Raw genomic sequence first — 3,508 nt, forward strand, 5'->3', positions numbered from 1 at the left:
TATAACGATCAAACCGCCCACATATCCCTTCAGATATCTCGCAATGTCAAAAAGCAGGGGTAACAAAACAACCCAAACCGCGCCATTTCCTTCGTGGCGCCGTCCAAGCCATCTCATTCCCGAATTTTCCCAGAACCAACCACCGTCACCAGCGCCCCGCTCCGTCCCGTCTCAGCGTCTCGCCGTTTCGGTGAGGCGGTATTTACGGATCACCACCACCACCCGCAAGTGCAAAAATGAGGGAAAACGACACAATCTTTTAACATGTTGAAAAATAATGGTAATTAACTTCGGCGAGGCTGGCCCGCCGCAGATTGCCCTGCCGGGGCACGGGATCAGACCCTGACGCTGCGCGGCGCGCTCCTGCTGCGCAGACGCAAAATCCACAGCAAACGCAGGGCCAGCAGCGCGAGAATCGCGGCAAGCATCAGCAGCGGTTTCGATTCCCAAAGCTTCAGCGCCCAGATCCAGTGAAGCGCCGCCAGCAACGCGGCCGGGTAGATCAGCCGATGCAGGCGACGCCAGCCCGCCCCCATCCGGCGCATCGAGAGGCGGTTCGAGGTCACCGCCAGCGCGAGCAGCATGAGGAAAGCGAGCATCCCGAAGATCAGATAGGGGCGCTTGACCACGTCCTTGAGCATCTGCGCCCAGAGGAAGGCCATGTCGAAGACGACCCAGGCGGAAAGATGCAGGATGACATAGCTGAAGCAGATCAGCCCGAGCGCCTGACGGAACCGCATCAGATTGATCCGCGTCAGGCGTAGCAGCGGCGTCACCGCCAGCGTCCCGATCAGGAGATAAAGCGCGGTGCGTCCAAGCCGGTGCTCGATGTCGCGAACCGGATCGATACCCAAGTTGCCGTGCAAGACATCCCAGACCAGCAGGGCGAGGGGAATCGCGCCCAAGGCCCAGACCACCCAGACCGGCAGTTTCCTGAACCAGCGATTGAGAATCTGCGCCATCAGTAGTTCTTGGCCAGGTCCATGCCCGCATAGAGGCCGGCAACCTGCTCGCCATAGCCGTTGAACATCTGCGTCTCCTGCCGCCCACCGAAGAGGCCGCTGCCGACGCGCCGCTCGGTGGCCTGGCTCCAGCGGGGATGGTCGACCTGCGGATTCACATTGGCATAGAAACCGTATTCGCTGGGTTGCAGCATCTGCCATGTCGTCCTGGGCTGTTTGTCGGTCAGGGTGATGCCGACAATCGACTTGATCGACTTGAAGCCATATTTCCACGGCACCACCAGCCGGATCGGCGCGCCGTTCTGGTTCGGCAGCACCCGGCCATAGAGCCCGGTCGCAAGCAAGGTCAGCGGATTCATCGCCTCGTCGAGCCGCAGCCCCTCGCGATAGGGCCAGTCGATGCCGCGGCCGCGCTGGCCCGGCATCTGATCGGGATCAAGCAGGGTCTGGAAGGCGACGTATTTCGCGCCGGATTGCGGACCGGCCTTCTTCAGCACCCCGGCCAGCGGCACGCCCAGCCAGGGAATGACCATCGACCAGGCTTCGACGCAGCGCAGGCGATAGATGCGCTCCTCCAGCGCGGCATCGGGGACCAGATCCTCGACGCCGTAGCTGCCGGGCCGCTCGACCATGCCGCCGATCTCGACCGACCAGGGCGAGGTTTTCAGCTTGCCGGAATAGGAGGCGGGATCGGTCTTGCCGGTCCCGAACTCGTAGAAGTTGTTGTAGTTGGTGATCTCGTCGAAGGTATTCGACTTCTCCATGGTGGAGTAAGGCGAGGCCTTGCCAGAAAGCGCAAGGGCGGGCGCGGCAAAGATCGACGCCGCACCCGCCGCGATAAAGCTGCGCCGGTCAAGATAGACCCGCTCGGGCGTCACATCGGACCATTTCAGTTTCATCCTGACCTCCATTCCGGTGGATTGATGAAGACAGTCACGGACATGATCGCAGCGCAGTGCAGTTCCTGCTATGAACTTCCCGTGATCGCCTCAGGTCGTGACGTCGGGCCTGTCGCGGCCGGTGAACTCGCGGATCAGCGCGATCTCCTCGGCGGCTGCGATGACGGGGGCCAGCGCCTCCTCGACCGGCAGATCGTGACGCCCGGATTCCGGCTCGTAGCGTTCCAGATAGACGCGCAGCGTCGCCCCCTCGGTCCCGGTGCCCGACAGGCGCAGCACGACGCGCGAGCCATCGGCAAAGCCGATGCGGATGCCCTGGTTCTTTGAGACCGAGCCATCGACCGGGTCATGATAGGCGAAATCATCGGCGGATTCGACCGTCAGGCCCTGGAATTGTTGGCCAGGCAACTCGTCCGCGATGTCGCGCAACCGCTGGATCAGCGCATTGGCCCGCTCGCTCGGCACGGCCTCATAGTCGTGGCGGGAATAGTAGTTGCGGCCGAATTGCAACCAATGCGCGGCCATGATCTGCTCGACCGGTTCGATCCGACGAGCAAGGATGTTGAGCCACAGCAGCACCGCCCAGAGACCGTCCTTCTCCCGCACATGGTCAGAGCCGGTGCCGGCGCTTTCCTCGCCGCAGATCGTGACGCGGCCCGCATCGAGGAGATTGCCGAAGAATTTCCAGCCGGTCGGCGTCTCGTGGCATTCGACCCCGAGCTTCGCGGCCACCCGGTCTGCCGCCCGGCTCGTCGGCATCGAGCGCGCGATGCCCGCAAGCCCGCCCTCATAGGCCGGCGCGAGGCTCGCATTCGCCGCAAGCACGGCCAGGCTGTCCGAGGGGGTGACATAGATGCCGCGGCCCAGGATCATGTTCCGGTCGCCATCCCCGTCCGAGGCGGCGGCGAAATCCGGCGCGTCCTTGGCAAACATCTCCTCGACCAGCGAGGCGGCCCAGACCGGGTTGGGATCGGGATGGCCGCCACCGAAATCGGGCAAGGGCGTGCCGTTGATCACCGTGCCCTCGGGCGCGCCAAGCCGGCGTTCAAGGATCTCGGTCGCATAGGGGCCGGTCACGGCATGCATCGCGTCGAACCGCATACGGAAGCCGCCGATGAACAGGTTGCGGATGGCCTCGAAGTCGAAAAGCTCGCCCATCAGCTCGGCATAATCCGCGACGGGATCAACGATCTCGACCACCGTTCCGCCGATCGCCGCCTCTCCCAGTGTCGAGAGGTCGAGGTCGCCGGTCTCGACGATGCGATATTCCGTCAGTTCCTTTGTCCGGGCAAAGATCAGGTCGGTCACGGACTCGGGCGCCGGCCCGCCATTCGCGCCGTTGAACTTCATCCCGAAATCCTCGTCGATGCCGCCGGGATTATGGCTGGCCGACAGGATCACGCCCCCGTCCGCGCCGCGCTTGCGGATCAGGTTCGAGGCGGCGGGGGTCGAAAGCAACCCGCCCTGCCCGACGATCACCCGCGCGGCGCCATTGGCCGCTGCCATGCGCAGGATGACCTGAACCGCGCGGTCGTTGAAATAGCGTCCGTCACCGCCAAGGATCAGCGTCTTGCCGTCGACCCCGCCGATTGCGTCAAAGACGGATTGGGTGAAATTCTCTAGATAATGCGGACCCATGAAGACCCG

Annotated in this window: 3 protein-coding genes; all 3 read right to left on the reverse strand. The window is 63.6% G+C overall.

What is annotated here, in order from left to right:
- Nucleotides 1–335: 335 nt before the first annotated feature.
- Complete coding sequence (locus VNQ78_RS07380; protein WP_325688206.1) at nt 336–962, reverse strand: protein-methionine-sulfoxide reductase heme-binding subunit MsrQ; 627 nt, start codon at nt 960–962, stop codon at nt 336–338.
- Nucleotides 962–1,861 carry a protein-methionine-sulfoxide reductase catalytic subunit MsrP gene (msrP, locus tag VNQ78_RS07385; protein ID WP_325688208.1) on the reverse strand — a complete coding sequence of 300 codons (900 nt, stop codon included), beginning with the start codon at nt 1,859–1,861 and terminating at the stop codon, nt 962–964. The genes VNQ78_RS07380 and msrP overlap by 1 nt, the downstream gene beginning before the upstream one ends.
- A 90-nt stretch (nt 1,862–1,951) precedes the next feature.
- Nucleotides 1,952–3,508: alpha-D-glucose phosphate-specific phosphoglucomutase (locus VNQ78_RS07390; RefSeq protein WP_325688210.1), on the reverse strand; the 1,557-nt coding region annotated here is incomplete at its 5' end.

The sequence above is a fragment of the Paracoccus sp. (in: a-proteobacteria) genome (assembly GCF_035556475.1).
Taxonomy (GTDB): domain Bacteria; phylum Pseudomonadota; class Alphaproteobacteria; order Rhodobacterales; family Rhodobacteraceae; genus Paracoccus.